At 70.7% G+C, this 23,309-nt stretch carries 22 protein-coding genes; 7 read left to right on the top strand and 15 right to left on the bottom strand.

Annotated elements, in window-relative coordinates; translation table 11 throughout:
* Window positions 1-9: 9 nt before the first annotated feature.
* Genes K3N28_RS08910 through K3N28_RS08890 form a run of 5 tightly spaced genes read right to left on the bottom strand, consistent with a single transcriptional unit; the run spans window position 10 to window position 6,461 of the window.
* A complete protein-coding gene (locus K3N28_RS08910) occupies window positions 10-1,305 on the bottom strand; it encodes an ABC transporter substrate-binding protein (protein WP_228092142.1) in 1,296 nt (431 codons plus the stop codon).
* Between the two features lie 53 nt (window positions 1,306-1,358).
* Entirely contained in the window at window positions 1,359-2,834 is a 1,476-nt protein-coding gene (locus K3N28_RS08905) for a rhamnulokinase family protein (protein WP_228092141.1), read from the bottom strand.
* A complete protein-coding gene (locus K3N28_RS08900; RefSeq protein ID WP_374209725.1) occupies window positions 2,831-4,861 on the bottom strand; it encodes a bifunctional aldolase/short-chain dehydrogenase in 2,031 nt (676 codons plus the stop codon). Before K3N28_RS08900 ends, K3N28_RS08905 begins: the two co-directional genes overlap by 4 nt.
* A complete protein-coding gene (rhaI, locus tag K3N28_RS08895) occupies window positions 4,862-6,031 on the bottom strand; it encodes an L-rhamnose isomerase (RefSeq protein ID WP_228092139.1) in 1,170 nt (389 codons plus the stop codon).
* 34 nt (window positions 6,032-6,065) lie between these two features.
* Window positions 6,066-6,461, bottom strand: a complete 396-nt coding sequence (locus K3N28_RS08890; protein ID WP_228092138.1) for an L-rhamnose mutarotase — start codon at window positions 6,459-6,461, stop codon at window positions 6,066-6,068.
* Window positions 6,462-6,750: 289 nt separating this feature from the next.
* On the opposite strand from K3N28_RS08890, the gene K3N28_RS08885 reads away from it, so the two are divergent.
* Both K3N28_RS08885 and K3N28_RS08880 read left to right on the top strand, forming a co-directional pair.
* Window positions 6,751-7,758, top strand: coding sequence for a LacI family DNA-binding transcriptional regulator (locus tag K3N28_RS08885; protein ID WP_228092137.1), 1,008 nt, complete (start codon window positions 6,751-6,753; stop codon window positions 7,756-7,758).
* Window positions 7,759-7,877: 119 nt separating this feature from the next.
* Entirely contained in the window at window positions 7,878-9,383 is a 1,506-nt protein-coding gene (locus K3N28_RS08880) for an alpha-N-arabinofuranosidase (RefSeq protein WP_228092136.1), read from the top strand.
* 52 nt (window positions 9,384-9,435) lie between these two features.
* Here the strand turns inward: K3N28_RS08880 and K3N28_RS08875 are convergent, their stop codons facing one another.
* From K3N28_RS08875 to K3N28_RS08865, 3 genes are all read right to left on the bottom strand, one after another.
* A complete protein-coding gene (locus K3N28_RS08875; RefSeq protein WP_228092135.1) occupies window positions 9,436-10,518 on the bottom strand; it encodes a 3-deoxy-7-phosphoheptulonate synthase in 1,083 nt (360 codons plus the stop codon).
* A 359-nt stretch (window positions 10,519-10,877) separates the two neighbouring features.
* The gene (locus K3N28_RS08870) at window positions 10,878-11,570 is read right to left on the bottom strand and encodes a response regulator (protein ID WP_374209736.1); all 693 of its coding nucleotides are present in this window, start codon (window positions 11,568-11,570) and stop codon (window positions 10,878-10,880) included.
* A gap of 5 nt (window positions 11,571-11,575) precedes the next feature.
* The gene (locus K3N28_RS08865; RefSeq protein ID WP_228092133.1) at window positions 11,576-13,045 is read right to left on the bottom strand and encodes a sensor histidine kinase; all 1,470 of its coding nucleotides are present in this window, start codon (window positions 13,043-13,045) and stop codon (window positions 11,576-11,578) included.
* Window positions 13,046-13,152: 107 nt separating this feature from the next.
* Between K3N28_RS08865 and K3N28_RS08860 the strand changes: the two genes are divergently transcribed.
* Window positions 13,153-13,770 carry a DedA family protein gene (locus K3N28_RS08860; protein WP_228092132.1) on the top strand — a complete coding sequence of 206 codons (618 nt, stop codon included), beginning with the start codon at window positions 13,153-13,155 and terminating at the stop codon, window positions 13,768-13,770.
* Window positions 13,771-14,137: 367 nt separating this feature from the next.
* Here K3N28_RS08860 and K3N28_RS23530 read toward each other — a convergent pair whose 3' ends face one another.
* On the bottom strand, window positions 14,138-14,557 hold the full coding sequence (locus K3N28_RS23530) for a hypothetical protein (RefSeq protein WP_374209724.1): 420 nt from the start codon (window positions 14,555-14,557) through the stop codon (window positions 14,138-14,140).
* A 572-nt stretch (window positions 14,558-15,129) separates the two neighbouring features.
* Window positions 15,130-16,602 carry a serine hydrolase gene (locus K3N28_RS08850; RefSeq protein WP_228092130.1) on the bottom strand — a complete coding sequence of 491 codons (1,473 nt, stop codon included), beginning with the start codon at window positions 16,600-16,602 and terminating at the stop codon, window positions 15,130-15,132.
* Window positions 16,603-16,687: 85 nt separating this feature from the next.
* Here K3N28_RS08850 and K3N28_RS08845 point away from each other — a divergent pair, with 85 nt between their 5' ends.
* Window positions 16,688-17,329 carry a TetR/AcrR family transcriptional regulator gene (locus K3N28_RS08845; RefSeq protein ID WP_228092129.1) on the top strand — a complete coding sequence of 214 codons (642 nt, stop codon included), beginning with the start codon at window positions 16,688-16,690 and terminating at the stop codon, window positions 17,327-17,329.
* A gap of 204 nt (window positions 17,330-17,533) precedes the next feature.
* On the opposite strand, the gene K3N28_RS08840 is transcribed toward K3N28_RS08845, so the two are convergent.
* Complete coding sequence (locus K3N28_RS08840; protein ID WP_228092128.1) at window positions 17,534-17,851, bottom strand: hypothetical protein; 318 nt, start codon at window positions 17,849-17,851, stop codon at window positions 17,534-17,536.
* Complete coding sequence (locus K3N28_RS08835; protein WP_228092127.1) at window positions 17,844-18,182, bottom strand: hypothetical protein; 339 nt, start codon at window positions 18,180-18,182, stop codon at window positions 17,844-17,846. Before K3N28_RS08835 ends, K3N28_RS08840 begins: the two co-directional genes overlap by 8 nt.
* A gap of 222 nt (window positions 18,183-18,404) precedes the next feature.
* On the opposite strand from K3N28_RS08835, the gene K3N28_RS08830 reads away from it, so the two are divergent.
* Both K3N28_RS08830 and K3N28_RS08825 read left to right on the top strand, forming a co-directional pair.
* Complete coding sequence (locus tag K3N28_RS08830) at window positions 18,405-19,235, top strand: DUF5753 domain-containing protein (protein ID WP_228092126.1); 831 nt, start codon at window positions 18,405-18,407, stop codon at window positions 19,233-19,235.
* The gene (locus K3N28_RS08825) at window positions 19,222-19,455 is read left to right on the top strand and encodes a DUF397 domain-containing protein (RefSeq protein ID WP_228092125.1); all 234 of its coding nucleotides are present in this window, start codon (window positions 19,222-19,224) and stop codon (window positions 19,453-19,455) included. Before K3N28_RS08830 ends, K3N28_RS08825 begins: the two co-directional genes overlap by 14 nt.
* 88 nt (window positions 19,456-19,543) lie before the next feature.
* On the opposite strand, the gene K3N28_RS08820 is transcribed toward K3N28_RS08825, so the two are convergent.
* Both K3N28_RS08820 and K3N28_RS08815 read right to left on the bottom strand, forming a co-directional pair.
* The gene (locus K3N28_RS08820; protein ID WP_228092124.1) at window positions 19,544-19,897 is read right to left on the bottom strand and encodes a VOC family protein; all 354 of its coding nucleotides are present in this window, start codon (window positions 19,895-19,897) and stop codon (window positions 19,544-19,546) included.
* Window positions 19,898-19,906: 9 nt separating this feature from the next.
* Entirely contained in the window at window positions 19,907-20,782 is an 876-nt protein-coding gene (locus tag K3N28_RS08815; protein ID WP_228092123.1) for an NAD(P)H-binding protein, read from the bottom strand.
* 267 nt (window positions 20,783-21,049) lie between these two features.
* Between K3N28_RS08815 and K3N28_RS08810 the strand changes: the two genes are divergently transcribed.
* The gene (locus K3N28_RS08810) at window positions 21,050-21,886 is read left to right on the top strand and encodes a class I SAM-dependent methyltransferase (RefSeq protein WP_228092122.1); all 837 of its coding nucleotides are present in this window, start codon (window positions 21,050-21,052) and stop codon (window positions 21,884-21,886) included.
* An 88-nt stretch (window positions 21,887-21,974) separates the two neighbouring features.
* On the opposite strand, the gene K3N28_RS08805 is transcribed toward K3N28_RS08810, so the two are convergent.
* Window positions 21,975-23,174 (bottom strand): NAD(P)/FAD-dependent oxidoreductase, encoded by a 1,200-nt coding sequence (locus tag K3N28_RS08805; RefSeq protein WP_228092121.1) that lies wholly within the window; start codon window positions 23,172-23,174, stop codon window positions 21,975-21,977.
* Between the last annotated feature and the right edge of the window lie 135 nt (window positions 23,175-23,309).

The raw sequence follows: 23,309 nt of genomic DNA, 5'->3' as shown, positions 1-23,309 counted from the left end.
TAAACTGGTTTACTGCTCGGCGGCCAGAAGGGTCTCGGCCTCGGTGAAGAACAGGTCGGCGGCCTCCTGCGCCGTCATCTCGCCGTACTGGACCTGCTGGTAGATCTCCATGAACTTGGCCTCGATCGCACCGGTGGCCGCGGGCGGCGCCGGCGGCGGCGAGGTCAGGTACTCGGACACGGACGCCTCGTAGTCCAGCACGGCCTGCGTGTTCGCGTCGAGCTCGACGTTCTCCAGGCCCGTGTTCGTCGCCGGGACACCGCGGTTGGTGCCCAGGATCGCGATCGCCTCCGGGTCGCCCAGGAGGAAGTCGATCAGCTTCGCACTGGCCTCGGCGTGCTCGGTGGTGGCCGAGATGACCAGCTGCATCGACGGCTTGAGGTACAGGCCCAGGTTCGAGGGGTCCACCGTGGGCGGCGCGGCGAGCGCGAGCGTCCCGCCGTTGGCCTCCACCGTGGGCGCGTACCCGGCCATGAAGTTGTCCCAGCCGATCTCGGAGGCGAGCACGTCCTGGACCAGGCCGCCCTCGGTCCACTCGATGGTCGTCTCCACGGGCGGGACCATGCCGGCCTGGTACAGGTCGGCGCTGGTGGTCCACCATTCGGCGAGCTGGGCGGGCTCGAAGTTGAGGGCCGAGCCGTCCTCGGTGTAGAAGCTGCCGCCCTGCTGACGCAACCACAGCTCCATGAAGTGGTACTGGGCGCACCAGTCGCCGCCGCCCCACTTGCCCTCGCCGAGCGCGGGAGTGAGCGTGGAGATGGCGGTCTTGTAGTCGTCCCACGTGTAACCGGCCACCGGGGTCGCGGCCCCGTGGGCCTCGAACCAGTCGGCGCGGTAGATCAGACCGAGCGTGTTCCCGGCGATCGGGACGGCCACGAGCTGCCCGTCGAGCTTGGCGGTCTCGAGGAAGCCCTCGCGGAAGTCCTCGGTGTCGACGACCCCTTCCAGGGGCAGCAGCATCCCGTTGGAGCCGAACTGGCGCAGCCGCGAGTAGTCCATCTGGAACACGTCGGGCAGGTCGCGCGAGGCCATGCGGCCGGTCAGGCCCTCCCAGAACGTCGGGAAGTCCGCGAAGTTCGTCTGGACCTTGATGCCCTCGTTCTTCTCCTGGAAGAGATCGACGGCCTGCTGGGTCAGCTCGGCGCGGGTGTCGTCGCCCCACCACTCGAAGCTGATCTGGACCGGGTCGTCCGCGGTGCCCGCGGGCCCGTCGTCGCCGCACGCGGCGGCCGCGGCGGCCACGGCGGCGGCCGACGCGCCCGTGAGGAGGGACCGGCGCCGGAGGCGGTAGTCGTTGCGCATCATCGTTGATTGCTCCTTCTTATAAGAGGGGTCCCGCCGAAGCGGGCCTTCGGGATCTATGCAGTTGGTCTCGGGCCCTGGCCGTGGACGGGCACGGGCGGCGGGGCGGCTTGCTCCCAAGGCCCCCGGGGGCCCTGGGGGGTGTGGCGGCGGGGCCGGGCCGAGGCGCGCGCGGCGGCCCGCCGGGCCGCCGCCCCCGGCGGCATCAGTCCCAGGGCCTGGGCTTGGACGAGGGCGTTGCCCAGGGCGGTGGCCTCGTCGGGTCCGGCCAGGACCGTACGGCCCGTGGCGTCGGCGGTGAGCTGGCACAGCAGCTGGTTGTTCGCGCCGCCGCCGACGATGTGGACGATCTCGACCGGGTCGCCGGTGAGCGCCTCGAGCGCCGCGACCGCACGGCGGTGGGCCAGCGCGAGCGAGTCGAGCACGCACCGCGCGACCTCCGCCGGGCCCTCGGGCACCGGTTGGCCGGTCTCGGAGCAATAGTCGCGGATCCGGGCGGGCATGTCCCCCGGTTCGGCGAATCGCGGGTCGTCGGGGTCGACGACGCTGCGGAGCGGTTCGATCTTGGCGGCCTGGTCGAGCAGGTCCCCCAGCTCGACGTCCAGGCCTTGGGCACGCCAGGTCGCGACCGACTCGTTGAGCAGCCACAACCCGGCCACGTTGCGCAGGAACCGGATCGACCCGTCCGCGCCGCGCTCGTTGGTGAACCCCGCGTCGAGGGCCGCGGCGGTGGTGATCGGCCGGTCGCGTTCGACGCCGACGAGGGACCAGGTGCCGCAGGAGATGTAGGCGGCCCGGTCGTGCTCGTACGGGACGGCGGCGACGGCCGCGGCCGTGTCGTGGCTGGCAGTGGCGACGACCCTCGTGATCTCGGGCAGGCCGGTCGCGGCGGCGACCTCCGGGAGGAGGCCGCCCAGGACGGTGCCGGTGGGCGTGATCGTCCCGAGCAGGTCGGCGCGGAAGCCCGCGGCCGAGCACAGCTCGTGCCGCCACGTGCCGGTGCCCTGGTCGACCAGGCCCGTGGTGGAGGCGTTCGTGGCCTCGCACGCGACGACGCCCGAGAGCCAGTACCCGAACAGGTCGGGGATGAGCAGCAGCCGCTCGGCGCGCTCGAGCGCGGCCGGGTCCTCCGCCGCCAACTGGAACACGGTGTTGAACGGCTGATGCTGGACGCCGGTGCGGGCGAACAGGTCCACGGCGTCGACCTCGGTCAGGAGCCGGTCCTTTCCGGCGGCGCCCCGGGCGTCGCGGTAGCAGACGGGGTTGCCGACCAGGTGCCCCCGCTCGTCGATCAGACCGTAGTCGACCGCCCAGGAGTCCACGCCGATCGCCGCCACCGGCCCGACGGCGCGCAGCCCCTCCAGGACGCCCGACCACAGGCCGAGCACGTCCCAGTACAGGCGCCCGTGCGCCATGACCGACCGGTTGGGGAACCGGGCGGCCTCGGTGAGGTCGATCCGGTCCCCGTCCACACGGGCGGCCATGACCCGTCCCGAGGACGCGCCCAGATCCACCGCTGCCAGCACCGTCACCGCAGGAACCCCTGCGGGTTGCCCGAGTCCACGGGAATGTGGACGCCGGTGGTCAGCCCCAGGTCGGGACCGACGAGCGCGTACACCGCGTCGGCCACCGAGGACGGCAGCACCTCCCGCTTCAGGAGCGTGCGGCCGGCGTAGTACTGGCCGAGTTCCTCTTCCTTGACGCCGTAGACGGCCGCGCGCTGGGCGCCCCAGCCGCCGGCGAAGATCCCCGAACCGCGCACGACCCCGTCGGGGTTGACCCCGTTGACGCGGATGCCGTGCTCGCCCAGCTCGGCGGCGAGGAGCCGCACCTGATGGGCCTGATCCGCCTTGGTCGCGGAGTAGGCGATGTTCTTCGGCCCGGCGAACACGGCGTTCTTGGAGACGATGTAGACGATGTCCCCGCCCATGCGCTGCGCCATCATGAGCTTCGCGCTCTCACGGGAGACGAGGAACGAGCCCTTGGCCATGACGTCGTGCTGGAGGTCCCAGTCGGCGGCGGTGGTCTCCACCAGCGGTTTCGACTGGGAGAGCCCGGCGTTGTTGACCACCAGGTCGATCCCGCCGAACGCGAGCGACGCCCGTGCGATGGCGGCGGCGATGGCGTCCTCGTCGGTGACGTTGCAGGCCACGCCCACGGCCGTGTCCGGGCCGCCGATCTCGGCGGCGGCCGCGGCGGCCTTGTCCTCGTCGAGGTCGGCGATGACGACGCAGGCGCCTTCGGCGGCGAGCCGTTCGGCGGTGGCCTTGCCGATGCCGCCGGCCGCCCCGGTCACGAACGCGACCCGCCCGGCCAGGGGCTTGGGCGCCGGCCGACGCCGGAGTTTGGCCTCTTCGAGGGACCAGTACTCGATGCGGAACTTCTCGGACTCGTCGATCGGCCGGTAGGTCGAGATCGCCTCGGCCCCGCGCATGACGTTGACGGCGTTGAGGTAGAACTCGCCGGCGACGCGCGCGGTCTGCTTGTCGGGCCCGAAGGAGAACATGCCGACCCCGGGCACGAGGACGATCGCCGGGTCGGCGCCGCGCATCGCGGGGCTGTCGGGCTCGGCGTACCGCTCGTAGTAGGCGCGGTAGGCCTCGCGGTAGGCGCCGTGGCGCTCCCGGAGGTGGGCGATGACGTCCTCGAGGGGGTCGTTCGCGCCGGTCTCCAGGATCAGGGGCCGGACCTTGGTGCGCAGGAAGTGGTCGGGGCAGGAGGTGCCCAGGGCCGCGAGCTCGGGCATCCGCTCGGAGGCGAGGAACTCCAGGACCGCCGGGTCGTCGGTGAAGTGCCCGACCTGACGGTGGTCGAAGGAGGCCAGGCCCCGGATGACGGGGGCGAGCGCGGCGGCGCGCTCGGCGCGGGCCTCGGGGTCCAGGGGCGCCCAGGCGTCGACGGTGCCGCCGAAGGGGTCGGCCTTGCCGCGGTCGGCGATGAACGCCTCGCACCCGCGGATGATCTCCAGCGAGTTCGCCTCGCACTCCTCGGACGTGTCGCCCCAGGCGGTGATGCCGTGCCCGCCGAGGATGCACCCGATGGCCTGCGGGTTCGCGGCCTTGATCTGGGCGATGTCGAGGCCGAGCTGGAACCCGGGCCGGCGCCAGGGGACCCAGACGACGCGGTCGCCGAAGCACTCCTTCGTCAGCGCCGGGCCGTCGACGGCCGTGGCGAAGGCGATGCCGGAGTCGGGGTGCAGGTGGTCGACGTGCGCGGCGTCGACCAGGCCGTGCATGGCCGTGTCGATCGAGGGGGCGGCCCCACCCTTGCCGTGCAGGCAGTAGTCGAACCGCGCGACCATCTCGTCCTCGCGGTCCACGCCCGGGTAGGTGTCGACCATCGCGCGCATCCGGTCCAGCCGCAGCACCGCCAGGCCGCTCTCGGTGAGCGTGCCGAGGTCGCCGCCGGAGCCCTTGACCCACAGCAGTTCGACGTCGGCGCCGGTGACCGGGTCGGCCTCGACGCCTTTGGCGGAGGTGTTCCCGCCGGCGAAGTTCGTGTTCCGCTTGTCCGCGCCCAGCCGGTTGGACCGGGTGATGAGGTCGTTCACCGCGTTCACTTACGCCCCCCAACCGGCGGCCTGGCCGCCCTGGCGGTCGGCGACGATCTGGGCCGCGTACCCCGAGGCCGCGTAGGCGGCCATCGGGTCGGCCGCGAGGCCCTGCTCGGCGCGCAGCTCTTCGAGCAGCGGGCGCACGTCGGTGTTGTAGGCGTCCATCAGGACGGCGTTCGCGCCCAGGACGTCGCCGGCCGCCTGCGCGGCCTCGAGGGCCTCGCGGTCGACCAGGAGCGCCTTCGCGGTCGCCTCCTGCACGTTCATCACCGAGCGGATCTGCCCGGGGATCTTCGGCTCGATGTTGTGGCACTGGTCGAGCATGTAGGCGATCCCCGACTCGGGGCCGACCACGCCGCGCAGCGACAGCTCGTGCATGATCCGGAACAGCTGGAACGGGTCGGCCGAGCCGACCATCAGGTCGTCGTCGGCGTAGAAGCGCGAGTTGAAGTCGAATCCGCCGAGCTTGCCCTCGCGCAGGAGGATCGCCACGATGAACTCGATGTTCGTGCCCGGCGCGTGGTGGCCGGTGTCGATGACGACCTGCGCCTTGGGTCCCAGTTTCAGGCAGTGCGCATAGGCGGTGCCCCAGTCGGGGACGTCGGTGGTGTAGAACGCGGGCTCGAACAGCTTGTACTCGAGCAGGAGGCGCTGGTCGTCGCCGAGGCGGTCGTAGACCTCGGCGAGGACTTCGGCGAGGCGGTCCTGGCGGTCGGCGATGGCGTCCTGGCCGGGGTAGTTGGTGCCGTCGGCGAACCAGAGTTTGAGGTCGCGGGAGCCGGTGGCGTCCATGATGTCGACGCATTCGAGGAGGTGGTCGGTGGCCTTGCGGCGGATGCCGGCGTCGGGGTGGCAGACGGAGCCGAGCATGTAGGCGTCGTCTTGGAAGGTGTTGGAGTTGATGGTGCCGATGCGGACGCCGAGGTCGGCGGCGTGGGCGGCGAGGCGGGCGTAGTCGTCGACCTTGTCCCAGGGGATGTGGAGGGCGACGGATCCGGCGGCGCCGGTGTACCGGTGGACCTGGGCGGCGTCGGCGATCTTCTCGTAGGGGTCGCGGGGGACGCCCTGCTGGGCGAAGACCTTGAAGCGGGTGCCGGAGTTGCCGAACGCCCATGAGGGCAGTTCGATGCTCTGGCTGGCCAGCACCTGCTTGGCGTAGGCGGTGCGGTCACTCATTTGCCGGCTCCATTCTTGGGGTGTTGGCGAGCCATCACTCGGCCCCGCCCTCGGCCGTGGTGGCGGCCAGTTGGGTCTCCAGGTTGAACACTTCGGTGAGGACGTTGAACGCGTCGTCGGCGTTGGCGCCGTCGGTGCCTTCGAAGAAGGGCGCCATCTCGGCCTGCCAGCGGGCGTTGACCTCGCGGCGGGCCATGCCGGCGCGGGCGGCGTCGAAGTCGTCGGTCTCGAGGTAGCCCACGAGGAGTCCGTCGTCGCCGAGGAAGAGCGAGTAGTTCGACCAGCCGGTGTCGGCGAGGGCGCGGAGCATCTCGGGCCAGACGGCGGCGTGGCGTTCGCGGTACTCGTCCATGCGGTCGGGGCGGACGCGGAGGGTGAAGCACACGCGCGTCTTGGAAGACGCTTGCAGGCCGGTGCTCGGGGCTGCCAAGAGGTTCCTCCTCGGGGCCGGGCCGCGGCGCGACATGCCGCCGACGGTTTTGAATCGATTCATGAAGGGATTTCGCTAAGTTAAAACCCCCGGCCTCAGGTTGTCAAGCACCGGCCGCCAATAAATTCGAACACGGTTCGGTATATGCTCCTCACGCTCGCCGTTCACCGTTGAACCGTTTCAAATCGATTCGGTAACGACGTTCTTCGATCCGGCCGCAGCCGGTCCCTAAGCTGTACCGCAGCCGGGGCAACACCCCTCAGCTCCCGATAGACTCCTTGAGGTGACGATGACCACTACCAGTATGAAGGACGTCGCGCGCGCCGCGGGCGTGTCGGTCGGGACGGTCTCCAATGTGCTCAACCGCCCCGAGGCCGTCGCCGAGGACACCCGCTCCCGGGTCCTGGCCGCGATCGCCGAACTGGGGTACGTCCGCAACGACTCCGCCCGCCAGCTGCGAGCCGGGCGCAGCCGCACCGTCGCCGTGGTCGTGCTGGACGTGGCCAACCCGTTCTTCACCGACGTCGTGCGCGGCGCCGAGCCGCTCATCGAGTCCGCCGGCGGCGTGGTCACCGTCTGCGACTCCGGCGAGGACGTCCGCCGCGAGCGCCGCCACCTGGAGATCCTCGAGGAGCAGCGGGTCCTGGGCCTCCTGATCACCCCGGTGGACGACACCTCCTCGTCGTGGATCGAGCGCCTTTCGGGGCACGACATCCCCCTGGTCCTGGTCGACCGCGGCGCCGGGCGGCACCCGCACTGCTCGGTCGCCGTCGACGACGTCCACGGCGGCCGCCTGGCCGCCGACCACCTGGCCGAGCGCGGCCACACCCGCATCGCCTTCGTCGGCGGCCCCGCCTCGATCCCTCAGGTCGCCGACCGCCTCGCCGGCTGCCGCGAGGTCTGCGAGGAGCGCGGCCTGGACCTGGAGGTCTTCCACACCGCCGGGCTCAACTTCGCGGCCGGGCGCGAAGCGGTCGAGCAGATGCTCGACCTCCCCCAGCGGCCCACGGCCGTGTTCTGCGCCAACGACCTGGTCGCCCTCGGGGCGCTCCAGGGCCTGACGATGCACGGCGTGAAGGTCCCGCACGAGTGCGCGATCATCGGCTACGACGACATCGACTTCGCCGCGGCCGCCGCGGTGCCGCTGTCCTCGATCCGGCAGCCGCGGGCGCAGCTGGGCCGCACGGCCGCGCAGCTGCTGTTCGACGAGATCGGCGAGGGCCGCGGGCACACGCACCGCAACGTGGTCTTCCAGCCCGAGCTGGTCGCGCGGGCCTCGACGGCCTTGGACCTCTAAGGTTCATGTAACGGTAAAGTCCCCTGGTCCGAGCGCCCGCAGGGTCTGGTAGCGTCACCGTGACCGAGCCCCCACAGGGTCCGGTGACCGAGAACCGCAAACCCTTCCGGAAGGCGATCATGGCCGATCACCAGCGCGCGCGCATCGAGTTCGATCCGCGCTTCACCGTCGCCGACGTGCCCGAGCGGCTGTTCGGGTCCTTCGTGGAGCACCTCGGACGGTGCGTCTACACCGGCATCTACGAACCCGACCACGCCAGCGCGAACGAGGACGGCCTGCGCCAGGACGTCCTCGACCTCATCCGCGAACTGGGCCCGACGATGATCCGCTACCCCGGCGGCAACTTCGTGTCCGGCTACCGGTGGGAGGACGGCGTGGGCCCCAAGGAGGACCGGCCGCGCCGCCTGGACCTGGCCTGGGGCGTCACCGAGACCAACCAGTTCGGGCTCGGCGAGTTCATGAAGTTCTGCCGCACCGTCGGCGTGGAGCCGAACATGGCCGTCAACCTCGGCACCCGCGGCCTCCAGGAGGCGCTCGACCTCCTGGAGTACGCCAACCACCCCGGCGGCACGTACTGGTCGGACCTGCGCCGCTCCCACGGCGACGAGGAGCCCTACGGCATCAAGCTGTGGTGCCTGGGCAACGAGATGGACGGGCCCTGGCAGATCGGCCAGCGCACCGCCACCGAGTACGGCCGCATCGCCGACCAGGTGGCCCGGTCCATGCGCATGATCGACGACAAGCTGGACCTGGTCGCCTGCGGCTCGTCCTCGCGCGGGATGCCGCAGTTCGGCGCCTGGGAGGCCGAGGTCCTGACCCAGTCGTACGAGTCGGTCGACTACATCTCCGCGCACGCCTACTACCAGCCCGAGGGCGGCGACTTCGCGAGCTTCATGGCCTCGGCGCAGGACATGGAGCTGTTCATCGACGGCGTCATCGCCACCGCCGACGCGGTGGGCGCGAAGCTCAAGAGCGACAAGAAGATCAACATCTCCTTCGACGAGTGGAACGTCTGGTACCAGCACGCCTGGCACGAGGCCGAGCACGCCAAGTGGGTCGAGGCCCCGCGGCAGCTCGAGGACGTGTACTCGGCGATGGACGCGGTCGTGTTCGGGTCGCTGCTGATCACGCTGCTGCGCCGCTGCGACCGCGTGACGGCGGCGTGCCTGGCGCAACTGGTGAACGTGATCGCCCCGATCATGACCGAGCCGGGCGGGCCGGCGTGGCGTCAGACCACGTTCTTCCCGTTCGCGGAGGCCTCGAAGTTCGGCCGCGGCAAGGTCCTGCGGGTCAACGCCGACGCCCCCGCCTTCCACACCGAGCGGTTCGGCGACGTCGCCGCGCTGCACTCGGTGGCGGTCGCGAACGAGGACGGGTCGATCACGGTCTTCGCGGTCAACCGCAACCTGGAGCACCCGCTGACCCTGGAGATCGACGCCGCCTCGCTGCCGACCTTCAGCGACCTCACCTGCTCGACGCTCACCGACGAGGACCCGAACGCGAAGAACACGCTCGAGAACCCGACCCGCGTGGCCCCGAAGGCCAATGAGGACATCACCGTCAAGGACGGCGTCATCGCGATCGAACTGCCCGCGATGAGCTGGAACACCATCCGCATCGCCTAGCACGGCACCGCCCGAGGGCGGCACCCCCGACCGGGGCGCCGCCCTCCGTCCTTCACACGCGGTGGGCGCGGCCCCGGCGGACGGCGGCGGCGAGCTCGCCCAGCAGCGCCTCGGTGTCGCCCCAGCCCACGCACGCGTCGGTCACCGACTGCCCGTACGTGAGCGTCCCCAGCGGACCGGGCTCCTGACGTCCGGGCTCGATGAAGCTCTCGATCATCAACCCGGCCAGGCCCCGCTCCCCCGCGGCGAGGCGCGCGGCCAGTTCGCGGACGACCTCGGCCTGGCGGACGTGGTCCTTGCCGCTGTTGGCGTGACTGGCGTCCACGACGAGCCGCTCGGGCATGCCGTGCTTGGCCAGCAGCGCCAGCGCGTCCCCCACCGAGGCGGCGTCGTAGTTCGGGCCCCCGCGCCCCCCGCGCAGGATCACGTGGCAGTCGGGATTGCCGCTGGTGGACACGATCGAGGCGCGCCCGTCCTCATCGACGCCGAAGAACACGTGGTCCCCGGCCGCGGCCCGACACCCGTCGATCGCGGAGGTCACGTCGCCGTCGGTCGTGTTCTTGAACCCCACGGGCATCGACAGCCCGGAGGCGAGCTGGCGGTGGACCTGACTCTCGGTGGTGCGGGCGCCGATCGCGCCCCAGGAGACGGCGTCGGCGATGTGCTGGGGGCTCGTCGGCTCCAGGAACTCGCAGCCCACCGGCAGCCCGGTGTCGAGCACGTCCAGCAGGACCTGCCGGGCCAGGCGCAGACCGAGCTCGACGTCGTGCGTGCCGTCCAAGTGGGGGTCGTTGATGAGGCCCTTCCAGCCGACGGTGGTGCGGGGCTTCTCGAAGTAGACGCGCATGACCACGAGCAGATCCTCCGACAGCGGCGCGGCGGCGGCGGCCAGGCGGCGCGCGTAGTCGACCGCGGCGGCCGGGTCGTGGACCGAGCAGGGCCCGACGACCAGCAGCAGCCGGTCGTCATCGCCGGTCAGGACGTCGCGGACCTCGCGGCGCCCGCGCGCCACGAGCGCGGCCCGCTCGGGCCCGAGCGGCAGCTCCCCGCGCAGGACGGCGGGCGGGACGAGCGGCTGGAAACCGAGGACGTGCAGGTCGCTGGTCTGCGGAGTGGTGTCGGCTGGCGTGGTCATCGAGCGGGAATCCCCTCTTCGGTGCGATGCGGGCCCGCTCGTGCTGTGATATCCGGGGCCCGCCGTGAACGACGAAAGGCAGAGACGAGGTCTCTGCCTTGTTGGCTCCGGGTGTTCGTCTAGTCAGCGCAGGCGACTACCGGCTCCACCCGGAGCCAGCGTAAAGCGCTGATAGCGACGAACTGCCGTAGACATGGCTCGAACGGTAGCACACCGTCCCGACGCCGGCGAAGCACGGCGGCCCGCGTCGCGGAGGTCAGGCCACGCGACCCCGGCACTGATCGAACGAGACCGCGCAGCTGCCTCGGACAGCGCGGGCGACCGGTTCGATCAGCGGCGGATTCGGCGACCCTCCCGGTTCACGCCTCCTCGTGCAGACCGGCCTCGTACGCGATCAAGGCCGCCTGCACCCGGTTCTCCGTGCCCAGCGCAGTGAACAGCGCGGAGAGATACTGCTTCACCGTGCCTTCCGACAGATGCAGCGACCGGGCGATCTGCGCATTCGACTGCCCCTTCCCGACACCGGCGAGCACCTCCCGCTGCCGCGGCGTCAAGTCCGCCACCAGCGCCCGCGCCCGCGCCGACCGGTCGAACCGCGTCCGCGCCTGCCGGCGCAGCAGCCACCGGCCGACCCGCGGCGAGAACGCCGCACCCCCACCGGCCAGCGCCCGCACGCCCGCGATGAGATGGTGCGGGTCGTCGGACTTCAGGAAGAACCCCAGCGCCCCGAACCGGATCGCATCGGCGATGTACCCCTCGTCGGAGAACGTCGTCAGCATCGCCACCGGCGCCGCCACCTCCTGCTCCTGCAGCCGCTCGAGGGCGCGGATCCCGTCCAGCCGCGGCATCTGGACGTCGAGCAGGATGACGTCCAGCAGATGCCTGCGGGCCAGGTCGACCGCCTCGATCCCATCCGAGGCCTGGGCCGTGACCTCGATGCCCGCGGCGGTCGAGAGGATCCCGGCGATCCCGGCGCGCACGAGCCGGTCGTCGTCGGCCAGCAGCACCCGGACCGGGCCCTCCGGGCGCGGAGTCGCGGATTCATCGGGCATCGTCGTCATGAGGGCGGAATCGTATCAACGGCGACGACCCGGTCGTCGGCGAAACAGACCCGGTACACCTCGACCCGCTCGAAGAAGCTCACCGCCGACTCGTAGTACTCGCAGTGCGCCCCCGCCGGTTCGGGCAGCGCCGAACGCGGCGCGTCGAGCATCTGCGTCGGCGGCAGCACCGACACCGCCGACGCATGGCTGTCGCCCACCGCGATCGCCGCGAACCGCTCCGGCGGCAGCACCGAAGCGACCGTGTTGTACACGAAATACCCGGCCGCGACCACGCCCAGCACGAACGCCACGACCACCGGCACCAGCCAGGCCTGCCGGGCCACCCGCCGGTGCCGACGCTCGGCGCGGGCCGCCTCCGCCGCCAGCACCCCCAACCGCGACGAACCGAGATCGGCGGCCCTCGTCGAAGGCGCCGCCGCGCACGGCAACCGGACCGTGAGCACGAAATCCGCCCCCTCCTCCACGTCCAAGGTGCCCCCGAGGATCGCGATCCGGTGCCGCAACGCCACCAGGCCGTGCCCGCCCCGCTCCGACGACGGGCTCGGCGCGAGCGCGTTCCGCATCCGCAGCACCACCTCGTCACCGACCACCTCGACCGCGACGCGCACGGCAGCACCCGGCGCATGCTTGGCCGCGTTCGTCAACCCCTCCTGCACGGCCCGCATCAGCGCCGCATGCGTGTAGTCGTTCACCGACGCCGCCACCTCCGGCGCAAGGGCGCAGTCCACGGCGACGCCCGAGGCGCGGGCACGTTCGACGACGTCCTCGATGCCCAGGCCGCTGAGCGACCCGCCCGCACCGGGCGACCGCTCGGCCAGCAGCGCCACGGTCTCCCCCAGCTCCTCGGACGCCGCCGCCGCATGCTCCCGGATGCGCTGCAGCTCCACCCGCGCCCGCTCCGGCAGCGCCTCGTCCAACGACAACCGGGCGGCCTGCACCGCGATGAGCGTCAACCGATGCCCCAACCCGTCGTGGATCTCCCCGGCCATCGCCTCCCGCTCCCGGCTCACCGCCTGCGCCACCCGCGCCTCATGCTCCCGCGCCTCGGCGAACGCCAGCTCCCAACCCCGACGCACATAGCTGCGCCGCGCCCGCGGCACCGCTATCGCCACCATCGCCAGGATCAGGCACGAGACGTAGGCGATGCCGATCACGAGCCCGCGCACGGCGTCCGACCGCACCCACAACCCGATCAGCGTCGACGTCAGCAGCACCGCCGCCACACCCACCGCCACCAACGACACCGGCGTGCGCCACCGCCCGATCACCACGCCCGCCCCGGTCGCGGCCACGATCACCGCCAACTGCCCCGCATCGAACACCGCCAACCCGCTCACTTCCACGCGCCCCAGCCGCTCGAGCCGGTACATTGCCCCAGCGAAGACCGCACCGGCCAGCACCGCCACCGCAACCGCCCGCACACGGGCCCGCCCCGTCAAAGGAAGCGCATCATCATCGAACACCACTCCAACATAGGGAGCCCCCGACGCCACCAGCACTCACTTTCGTCAGTGGCCGCCCTCCCCTTCGGCACTGCCCTCCCCCGCCCCACCCCGCATAGCGTTGCCGCATGCTCGACCAACTCACCCGATTCCTCGACGCCGCAGGCGAACACGGACCCGCCGTCCTCGCCTTCGTCTTCGTCGTGTCCGCAGTCGAAGCGGCCTTCGGCATCGGCGCCCTCGTCCCCGCCGAAACCGCGCTGGTCCTCGCCGCCGTCATCCTCACCGGGAGCCCGCTGCTGATCGCCGCCGTGTTCGCCGCCGCCGCGGGCGCCTTCATCGGCGACCACGCCGGCTTCGCCCTCGGCAGAAGATTCGGCGACCGCATCGCCCACACCCGCGCCGTCCGCAGGATCGGCGTCGACCGCTGGCACGACGCCGGCCGGTTCATCGCCCACCGCGGCATCGGCGTCATCATCGTCGCCCGGCTCCTGCCGGGCGTCCGCACCCTCATCGCCGCCGCGGCGGGCGCCTCCCCCATGCGCTACCGGCGCTTCGCGACCGCCACCGGCATCGCCGCCCTCGCCTGGGCCCTGCTGTGGGTCCTCGGCGGCGCGGCACTCGGATCGGCCTTCCTCGCCTTCGCCGACCGCGCGACGGTGCCGGCCCTGATCGGCGCCGCCGCCCTCATCGCCGCCGTCGTCGTCGTGCGCCGCAGGCGCAGGGGCCGGACGGCGGCGCGGTGAATCCCGCCCTGACGATCGCCCTGATCCTGGCCGCGCTGATCATCGCCGACTTCTTCATCCCGATGCTCCCCAGCGCCACCATGATCGCGACCCTCGCCGGACTCCTCGTCGGCGACGCCGTCCTCATCGCCGCCTTGATCGCGTGGGCCGCAGCGGCGTCCTGGGCGGGAGACCGCATCGGCTACCACGCCCTCCGCCACGCCCGGGCCCGCATGCGCACACCGATCCTCAACTCCGCCAAGGTCACGCGTCTGGAGATACGACTGCGCGAGACACTCCGGCGCCGCCCGTGCACGACCACGATCGTCGCCCGGTTCCTGCCGGCGGGCAGGACCGCGCTCGCCTGGACGGCCGTGGCCACTCCCGACTATCGGCACGCCGGGATGTCGGCCGTCGCCGCGGGGGCATGGGCCTCATGCACGGTGGGTGTCGGCCTGCTCATCGCCTCGGTCTTCGGGGCGGGGTGGTTGTCGGCCGCCACGACGGTCACGGCCGTCGCCGCGATGACAATGGTCTTGGGCTGGTGGTTCTCCAAGGCGCGGATGAGCCGCCCGGGCGAGGTCGGACGGCCCTTACCGTCGCTGATCGGTGGCGGCCCGCCTGACGGCGGACCCGGCCACACGCCCTTGGCGATGTTCGGCCGCACCGCCGCTGCCGTTTTGCCGAGGGTCATCGGGACGGGCAGCGCCGACAGGAACGCGCCCAGGGCCGCCGGGCTGAGCTGCCAGCGTTCGCCCGAGGGGCTCGCGCCGCTCTCGAATCGGACGACCAGCGGTTTCGCCGGCACGGTGTCCAGTTCGTACGTCCGGTCGGCACCGCGCCGGCGAAGCGTGCGCCGAGGGCGGTGAGTTGGTGGTTGAGCGGCATCCCGCTCAGGTGCGCGACGACGACCACGGGTTCGGTCGCCGGGGCGAACAGGGCTGGTTCGACGCTTGGTCGCGCCGCACGGTTGAGTGGGCGCAGTCTAATGAGGACTGATACTGCCCAGCAGGCCGTTTTTCTTAGTGAGTGCGCGGGCGCAGCCCGTGCTCCTGCTTCGAGATGCCGCATTACGCTGACTGATAAAGAGGTTCTTTACCTCGGAGTCGATATATCTTGTAATCACATCGAGAAGTGATCGGGGGCGCCCTGCTCATGGCGCACCGAATCCGCCGAACGCCATGATCGCCCTTGAGGCATCGAGGCATCGAGGCATCGAGGCATCGAGGCATCGAGGCATCGACCGATGCGTACCGCGGAGCCCTCCAGACGGACTCCGACGAAAAGAGGGAGGGGAAGCGGTGATGCCGCTTCCCCTCCGCGGGCCTCACCGGCGCGATCACCCGCAAAGCCGTGCCGCTACCGCGGTGCCTTCGACGCCTATGGTGCGGTGCCATCCCCACTCGGGAGGCGCCGCAGCCGAATCAGTCCATGCCAAAGTCGAACCGCGGCCACGAGCAGGCCGAGCGTACCGAGGACGGCCAGCAGCCACGCCGCATCCGGGGCGAAGAGGAAGAACACCGCCCGGCTCGGCGCGAGCCCCGGCACCGCCACCCACCCGACATAGGCGACCGCCAGCGCGGCCAGAGCCCAGCAGACCGCACTCGCGATCACGAGCCCCTTGCGCTTCACAGGCTTGGGGCCCTTGCGGATCCGCGCGAGCGTCCAGACCACGAGGAACACCGAGCCGACCACGAGCGCGCTGAGCACGGTCAGCATCACCGGATACAGCGGATCGCCCGACGTCGCCCCGGCCTCGCCCCCGGCGAGCATCCGGACGGCCCCGAGCATGGTCCCGATGAGCGGGCCCTCCTCGAAGTGCCCGTAACGGTTCTGCGCCACGACCAGCGCCCGGTCCAGCTCGGGGAGCAGCAGGACGCCCGCGGCGAAGCCCGGTGCCGCTCCGGTGTGCCACACCGTGCTCGTGCCCAAGTCCTCGTTGCGGGAGTCGACCCGCCAGCCGAGGCCGTAGTCGATGCTGTCGCTGACCTCGGCCGCCCCGGCGTGCATGGCGGCCAGGGACTCCGGTGAGAGCACCGGTGAACCGTCGCCGAGTTGGGCCACGGCGAAACGCTCCAGGTCGGTGACCGTGCCGCCGAGGTACCCGTAGCTCGGACCGGTCTGATCGAACCGCGTGTCGATGGGCACGGCCTGCCCGAACGCGACCGTGTGGCCGTCGGGGACCGTCTCGGCGTCGGCTTCGGTGAGGATCGCGGTGTCCATGCCGAGCGGTTCGAGCACCGCGGTCCGCAGATACTCCTCGTAGGACACGCCTGTGACGGCCTCCACGACCGCACCGACCACGAGGTAGTTCGCACTCGCGTATTCGAAGGTATCGCCGGGTTCGGCGAAGGGCTCGACGTCGGCGAGGTCGGCGACGGCTTCGCCATAGGGGTCCTCGCGATGCTCGAAGCGGTCGGTGATGTCGGTGCCCTCGGGAATGCCGGAGGTCTGTTCGAGCAGGTGCCGCACGGTGATCCGATCCGAGTGGGCCTCGTCGGCCAGCGCGAAGTCGGGCAGGTGGTCGACGCCCGGGGCATCGAGGTCGAGCAGGCCGTCCTCCACGAGCGTCATGGCGGCGGTGGCCGTCACGGGCTTCGCGACCGAGCCCCACAGGAAGGGCGTGCCGAGGTCGACCGGTTCGCCGGAACCGTCGATGCCGTAGGAGTAGGTGTGCGTGTCGCCTTGCAGGTCGATGATCGAGTAGGCCGCACCGGGGACGCCGGTCTCCTCGAAACGTGCCTCGAGGTAGTCGGCGATGGCGGTATGGGGGTCGTCGGTCGGCGCTTGGGGCAGCGGACCGGCGAAGGGGGTGAGCGCCGCCAGCGCGGCGGCGACAACGGTGAGGTGCATGGGGTTTCCAAAGAGACTGATGCGGATTCCGATAACCATACAGTCATATGGCTACGTGATAACCATACACATATATGATTAATGGATGCCCAGGACCGCTGACCACGAGCTTCGCCGCGCCCAGATGGCCGAGGCGGTGCATCGCCTCATCGCGCACGACGGGCTCGACGCCGCCACGATGGCGGCGGTCGCGCGTGAGGCAGGGTTCTCGGTCGGCTTGGTGCAGCATTACTTTCGATCCAAGGACGACCTGCTGCTCTTCGCCTACCGCCGGGTGACCGACGACCAACTCTCCCGAGTGGCGCGCCTGGTCGCCGAAGGCGAGGCGGCCGAGCAGCCGATTCGTGCGATCCTGCTGCGCTGCTTGCCGGAGCTGTGGCCGCTCGACGAGGCCCGACGCGGCGAGTACCGCGTGAACCGGGCCTTCCACGCACGGTCCCTGGACAATCCGACCATCGCCGAGGTCGCCCGCGAAACGGCCGCCACGGTACGGGGCCAGCTCTCCCGGGCCGTCGAGAACGGCAAGGAGTGCGGCGAGGTCGAGCCGGACACCGACGCCGAACTCGCGGCCGTCGAAGTGGCGGCTCTGATCGAGGGCCTGGCCGACGACCTGTACCGCGAACCGGGACGCCCCGTGGGCGATCAGACGATGGCCGAAGCCGCCGAAGCGATCCTCAGGAGCCGCCTGACACGGTACTTCGCAGGCGAATGCCGCCACTACAGGTGAGTGCGAGTGCCTGGCGCCGCATCGGTATCGGGCCGGCATTCGGGGATATGAACGAGGACATGTGAAGAGGCCGGCCGATCCCCCACCTAGGATCGGCCGGCCATTGGAAGGGCGCGGCGGTCAGAACCGGGCCGCTGCCGGCGCACGGCCTGGGGTCCGTGTCAGCGGCCCGCCGCCGCACCCGGGTCTCGGAACCCGAGCAGCTCAGGTGTTCTCGGGTGCCTTGATGAGGCGATGGGCCTGCTCCAGGATCCATTCGCACCACTCGTCGCCTCGCCAGGCGCCGAACCACTCCGGAGCTGCTTCGGGCTCGACGGTGAAGCGGCAGATCATGCGCGGGCCGGCGCCGTCGTTGCATTCGATGCGGTACTCGGGCGGGATGAGCGGATGGCCGCCGTTGTTGGCGCCGATGCGGAAGAGCGCGAAGACGGCGGGGCCTCGGGAGAAGTCGCCGAGCCAGCCGTCGTCGCGCGGGTCTGGATCGGATGCGGATGCGGGTGCGGTGTAGGCGGTGTCAGCCATTGCAGAACTTCACCGGTCCCGGGCCGCCGTCGCGGCGGGTGTCGGCGAGATCGCCGTTGTAGAAGACCTCGAAGGCGGCGTCTTCGACCCAGACTTTCCAGTCGGGGGCGAAGGCGCGCCACTCGTCGCCCCAAGTGGCGTGCAGGTTGCCGGAGTTGAGTCCGGAGACGATGAGCACGAGGTCGGCTGGATTGCGGTTGGCGCTGACTTGGAACGAGTCCGGCGCGTGGCTCGAAGACGCGCGGACGGTGAAGTCGGTGTGGCCGTCGCTGAAGTCGCCGCGCACCAACGAATCGCGCGGATCGGGCTGGTGTTGAAGCCTGTCGGACATGTTGTGCCTCCTCCTGATCGGATCTCTCACCGCCAGCTGAACACAACATAAGCGCAGGTCAAGACGCGACACAATGTCCTCTATCGCAGACCGGATTGCCTGTGCCTGAATTCCTGCACCCGGAAACCTGAGTCGGGAATTCGACGTCAGGATTCCTGCTGTAGGAATGATGACACTCCATTGGAGTTCCGTTCTGTCACACCCTCGTGTCACTATGTAACGATGGCAGGCGAAAACTTCCTCCAGAGAGAACTCGGTCGAATCCTCTGCAAGTACCGCAAGCTGAAGGGGTTCACCAAAGAGCAAGCCGTCTGGTTCCTCGGAACCTCAAAGACCATCTATGACAGCTACGAGAGCGGCAAGCTCCAATACCCAGAACCGGCCACCATCGGGGACTGGCTGCGAGATCTCGGTGCGCCGCAAGCAGTCATCGACGATGCCAAGGCCAAGGCGAAATGGATCCGTCAGGGCAACCCCGCCAACTGGCTGGAGCAGGCTCCTTCAGGTTTCGACCACTTCACTCAGATCGAACTGATCGCGGCGACGATCTTCATCCATGAGGACGCCATGGTCCCCGGACCGTTCCAGACGCCCGCCTATGCCGATGCGGTGCTGGCCACCAATCCGAACATGACCGCCGATCAGCGCCGTGACGCGGTCGGCTTCCGAATCCAGCGAGGCGAATCGCTGTTCTCGCGCCCGGGAGGGCCACCGCAGATCCAAGCTGTCATGGCCGAGCGGGCCTTGACCGCCTTCCGAGGTACCGACATCTACGAGGAGCAGCTCGAGCTCCTCGCCGAGCGCAACCGCGTCGAAGGTGTCGACATCCTCGTCGTGCCGCACAACACGATTCACCCTTCGGCAAACTGGTCGTATTCGATCATGACCTTCGCCGACAAGAAGGACCCTGATGTGGTCTACCAGGAGAACCTGTTCGGCGGCCACTACGAGGCCGACAAGGACAAGGTCGCCTGGTGTCGTAGGCTTTCTTCTGCCACACTCCCGGTGGCCTTGGGGCTAGAAGAGTGGAGAGAATCCGATGCTGACAGGTGAGTGGAAGAAGTCCACCCGCAGCGGCAACACCGGCGGCAACTGCGTCGAGGCGCGGTGGAAGAAGTCCTCTCGGAGCGGTGCGAACGGCGGCGACTGCGTCGAGGTTCGCGGTCACTCTGGCGTCGTCCAGGTCCGTGACACCAAGCTCGGCGAAGGCTCGCCGATTCTCGACGCCTCCCCCGCTGACTGGCGCGGCTTCCTCACGGCCGTCGCCAAGTAAAGGACCCTTCCCGCAGCCCCGCGCTGCAACCCGGACTCCAACGAGGGCCGGGAGCCGTACGGCTCCCGGCCCTTGGCGTTCCTGATGCTCAGCGGTCAACGATCAGCAGCGTGTTGCCGTCCGGGTCCTGGGCGGTGAACCACAAGCAGGGCTGGTCGTCGCCGTTGACCGAACTCACCGCCTCACTGAACTCGCCGAGTCGTCCACGCAGCTCTTCGAGATCGTCGGCGATCAGGTTGAACGGCGCCCACCCCAGGCCCGGTGCCGCGGAAATGCCGCTCTTCGGGCCCAGCAACGTGAGCCTGCGGACCGGCTCGGCGGATTCGAGTACCGCCGCATGTTCTTCGCTGCTCGCGACCGCCAAACCGAAGGTCTTCGCGTACCACTCGGCGGCGGCCTTCGGGTCGTTGACCGGCAGGAATGCGCTTCCAATCTGTGTCATGCCGCGAGGCTAGACCACCCCGCCGACATCCGGCTTTGAGAACGCTGCGGCGTGGTCGGCGATCCAATCCCGGTAGGAACGGGCCGGTCGGCCGAGAATCCGGGACACCTCGTCAGTGCTCTCAGGCGTCTGCCCCTCGAACGCGGCATACCGCGCCACGAACGACGCCGCCAACTCCGGCGGCAGACCCATCGCCGCGAGGCGGCCGACCAACTCCACCACCGTGGATTCGCGGTACTCCAGCCTGCGACCGGTCACTTCGCCGATCACCGAGACCATCTCGGCGTGCGTCAGAGCCTCGGCTCCGGTGAGGACCGGCTTGCGCCCCAGGAGGTCGTCCTCCACGAGCGCGTGCGCCGCGACCTCCGCGACGTCCCGCGGGTCGACCACGGCCTCGGCGAAATCGGCGTACGGCCAGTGGACCGTGTCGCCGAGCTGCAGCTGTCCGGCCCACAGCGGGACCGCCATGCTCGCGTACATCTGCGGGCGCAGGCTGACCCATTCCAGGCCGCTCGTCTCGACGGCCGCTTCGCATTCCCGGTTGCGGTCGCCGATGTACCGCGACGGTTGGAGCGCCAAGTCCTGCTCGACGTTGTAAGCCGCCAGCGCGACCAGCCGGGTCGCGCCGTGCCGCTTCGCGAGGCCGGCGAACGCCTCGCAGGCGTCGCGGATCGCGGTGGAGTTGAGGAAGACCGCGCGGACACCGTCCAGATGCGCCGCGATCGTCTCGGGCCGCGAGGGGTCGCCCGCGACGACCTCGACCCCGGCGGGGAAAGCGGCCCGTGACGGGTCCCTGGTGAGGGCCCGCACCGCCACCCCGCGTGCGTGCAGCGCCGCCACCAGCGGACGGCCGACGGTGCCCGTGGCACCGGTAATGAGGATCATGACGCTCCTGTCTCGCGATCGGTCGAACCGACCTCAAGGCTTCCGGTCCGCGGGCTCGGTGGCATCGGTCCGGCGGCGGCGATGCGGTCTACGCCTGCGGGTGCAGGGGGCGCGTTCCTTCGCCTTTCCGCCGTAGGCGGCAGGCGCCTCCGCGGCGCGGCATCGTGGGCGCGCCTTCGGCCGCGCGGCGTGGTTGCAACGACGCCCTTGCAGCCCGACGAGAAAACCATGAGCCCGGCTGCCATCCCGATCGCTACGATCCCGTGCATGGGAGCCACGGAATGGGAGTGGGACGAGACGCTGTTCGCGGGCGCCGCCGTCCACTACGGGGTCGGTCGAATGCCGTACCCGGCGAGCCTCGCCGCCGCGCTGCGCGATGAGCTCGGCCTCGACGGCACCGGGCGGCTGCTCGACGTCGGTTGCGGGCCAGGGTCGCTCACGCTGCTGCTCGCTCCGCTGTTCGCCACGACCGTGGGGGTCGACGCCGACGCGGACATGCTCGCCGAGGCGCGGCGGCAGGCCGAGGAGGCCGGAACCCCCGCCATCGAGTGGCGGCATCTGCGCGGCGAGGACCTGCCGGCGGATCTGGGCGTCTTCGACGTCGTCTCGTTCGCGCAGTCCTTCCATTGGATGAACCAGCCCTTGGTCGCCCGGCGCGTCCGTGACATGGTCGCCCCAGGGGGCGTCTGGGTCCACATCGGCGCGACGACGCACCGCGGCGCGGCGACCGACGCCCCGCTCCCCCGCCCGAGTCCGCCGTGGGAACGCATCGATGCCCTGGTCGCCCGCTATCTCGGGCCGGTTCGTCGGGCCGGCCAGGGGCTCCTGCCGAACGGCACCGGCGGTGTCGAGGAAGCGGTCATGCGCGAAGCGGGCTACCGCGGCCCCGGCCGGATCGTCATCGACGAGGGCCGCGTCGTCGAACGCGGCGTCGACGAGGTGGTCGCCGCGGTGCTCTCGTTGTCGAGCTCAGCACCGCACCTCTTCGCCGAACGCCTGCCGGCCTTCGTGACCGACCTCCGTCGCCTGCTCGGCGAAGCGGCCTTCCGGGGCCGCTTCGCCGAGCGCGTAGTCCCGATCGAGGCCGTCGTCTGGCGGCCCTGACGCCGGGTCTCGGCCGCCGCTGACGCGCTGACCTCGCACCGCCCGGTCGCGACTCGGGAACGAACCGGCACTCGTGCCGATCCCGGTCTCACTCAGCGGCCACCTGAACGCGCGATCCCGCGGTGGCGGCGGCCAGGCGGCGCTTGCGCGTCGGCAGGCCGGCGGTGGGGTGGGCCGCGTTCCATGCCGTGCCCCAGTTGACGAAGGCCTTGAAGCGCGCGGCCGGCCGGCCCCTGAGGCTCCAGGGCTTCGGCCGCAGGTCCGCCCCGACGGCCTGGAAGACCCCGTCCCGGTTCCCGAGGCCGATGTTGTTGCCGAGGTACGGCAGCTTCGGCTCGGGGGCCTTGACTCCCGTCAGGCGGGCGACGATCGCGCCCACCGCCTGGATGCGGGTGAAGCCCGCCGACGCGCACGACATCGGCAGCGGCGTGCCGTTGTCGCCGATGACGTGGACGCTGTCGCCGATGGCGTAGACCTCCGGGTGCGACACCGAGCGCATGCTGCGGTCGGCGATGATCTTGCCGGTCTCGGTGACTTCGAGGCCGCTGGCGGCCGCGATGGGATGGACGGCGAAGCCGCCGGCCCAGACGGTCGCGTCGGACTCCAAGGCCGAGCCGTCGACGTCGATCACCCGTCGCGCTTCGACGCGTGCGACGGCGACGTGCTCGCGGACGGCCACGCCCAGGTGCCGGAGGGCGTTGCGCAGGTGCTGCCTCGCCTTGGGAGAGAGCCAGTCGCCGAGTTCGCCGCGGGTGGTGATGGTGACGTTGAGCTCGGGACGGGCCTCGGCGATCTCGGTGGCGGCCTCGATGCCGGTCAGCCCGCCGCCGACGACGACCACCGACCGCCCGGCCGCCAGATCCCGCAGACGCTCGCGCAGGCGCAGCGCCCCCGGGCGGCTCGCGATGTGGAAGGTGTGCTCGGCGACGCCGGGGAAGCCTTGGCCGTCGGTGGTGCTGCCGAGGGCGTAGACGAGCGTGTCGTAGGCGAGGGCGTCCTCGCCGTCGCGGTCGGTGACGGCGACGGTCCTGCGGTCGGGGTCGGGGTCGACGGCCGTGACGCGCGTCCAGCGGAACCGCACGCCGGTGCCCTGGAAGATCTCGGCGAGCGGCAGGGGTTTGAACTCCCGGCCGACGGCGAGCTGGTGCAGGCGCAGACGCTGGACGAAATCGGGTTCGGCGTTGACGAGGGTGATTTCGAAGTCGTCCGGGTGCAGCCGGCGGGCCAGCGATCCGGCGGCGCCCACTCCGGCGTATCCGGCTCCGAGAACGACGATGCGGTGCTTCATGATCTCGCTCCTGTCTGATCGGTGTGGCCTCTGAACGGGACAGGGCGCAGATTCATGACAGGAGCCGTCTATGAGGTGCGTCATGAGCGGATTCGCACCGAGCCCGGCGGAACGACGGGTCCGTGCCGTCGGGAG

This window comes from Glycomyces sp. TRM65418, assembly GCF_019710475.1.
Classification (GTDB): domain Bacteria; phylum Actinomycetota; class Actinomycetes; order Mycobacteriales; family Micromonosporaceae; genus Glycomyces.
This window is presented reverse-complemented; position numbering and strand designations above follow the sequence as displayed.